A 1,296-nucleotide genomic window follows, 5' to 3' on the forward strand; every position below is an offset into this window, starting at 1 on the left:
CGGCATGAACAGCACCGAACCGCAGAGAAGCAGGATCGTCGCCGTCACCGGAGCCGGCACCGGGATCGGCCGGGCCACCGCCCGCGCCTTCGCCGCCGAGGGCGCCCACGTGGTCGCGATCGGGCGGCGGGCCGAGCCCCTGAAGGAGACCGCGGCCAGGCACGACCGGATCACGCCGCTGGCCGCCGACATCACCGCCGAGGGCGAGCCGGATCGGATCATCCAGACCACGCTGGAGACACACGGCCGGCTGGACGTGCTGGTCAACAACGCAGGCATCGTGCGCAGCGGCGCCCTCGGCACCCTGACACCGGAGATGATCACAGCTCAGCTCGCCACCAACCTCGTCGCCCCCATCCTGCTGGCCCAGGCCGCGCTGTCACCCCTGGAGAAGTCGGGCGGGGTGATCGTCAATGTCAGTACGTCGGTGGGACAGCGGGCCTGGCCCGGCAGCTCGGTCTATGCGGCTACCAAGACCGCTCTGGAACTGCTGACCCGCAGCTGGGCGGTTGAGCTGGCACCCCGCGGGATCCGGGTGGTGGCGGTCGCCCCCGGCGCGATCGACACCCCCATCGGCGAGCACCAGGGCCTGACGCCGGAGCGAATGGCAGCGGTGCGGGACTGGCAGCTGGCGCACACACCACTGGCCCGGATCGGCCGCCCCGAGGAGGTGGCCTGGGCAGTCACCCAACTTGCCGCACCGGCCGCATCGTTCGTCACCGGAGTGGTACTCCCCGTCGACGGCGGAGCGGTCGTGGCGTGATAGGAGTTGCCCGGGAGGTGGGATGGGTGCGGATCGGTGAGCTGGCCAGGGCGACCGGGACAACCGCCCGTGCGCTGCGGCACTACGAACAGGCCGGACTGATCTCCTCGCAGCGGGCCCCCAACGGCTACCGCATCTACGACGACCGGGCGGTGGTGCGGGTCCGCAATATCCGCTACCTGCTGGCAGCCGGGCTCACCCTGGACGACGTGCGGGTGTTCCTGCCGTGCCTGGACGGCGATGTGGCCGCCGCACCGCCCTCGAACAAGGGCCTGCGGGTCGCGTTGGAACGGCTGGCGGTCCTCAACGAACGGATCGCCGCCCAGACCGAGGCCCGCGACCGACTGGAGGCGGCGTTGCAACAGGCAACCGGTGGTCGGATCCGCCCAGTGGCCTGAACGCCCACCTCGTCGCAGAAGCCGGAGAAGCCTGGAGTCGCTACGCTCCCCACGGCCACGCACGGTGACCACGAGCCCTTACTGGCCAAGGAATACGCCACTCTCGATTACACGAGGTTGCCAGTGTCACACCCC

The 1,296-nt window shown here is 70.6% G+C and carries 2 protein-coding genes; both read left to right on the top strand.

Going from position 1 to position 1,296, the window contains the following annotated elements; all coding sequences use genetic code 11:
- Positions 1–4 precede the first annotated feature (4 nt).
- Positions 5–763, top strand: coding sequence for an SDR family NAD(P)-dependent oxidoreductase (locus ACP4IX_RS36205; RefSeq protein WP_426558898.1), 759 nt, complete (start codon positions 5–7; stop codon positions 761–763).
- Positions 764–789: 26 nt separating this feature from the next.
- Positions 790–1,161, top strand: coding sequence for a MerR family transcriptional regulator (locus tag ACP4IX_RS36210; protein ID WP_200696127.1), 372 nt, complete (start codon positions 790–792; stop codon positions 1,159–1,161).
- Positions 1,162–1,296 lie beyond the last annotated feature (135 nt).

This window comes from Streptomyces sp. WG5 (assembly GCF_049974565.1).
GTDB lineage: Bacteria > Actinomycetota > Actinomycetes > Streptomycetales > Streptomycetaceae > Streptomyces.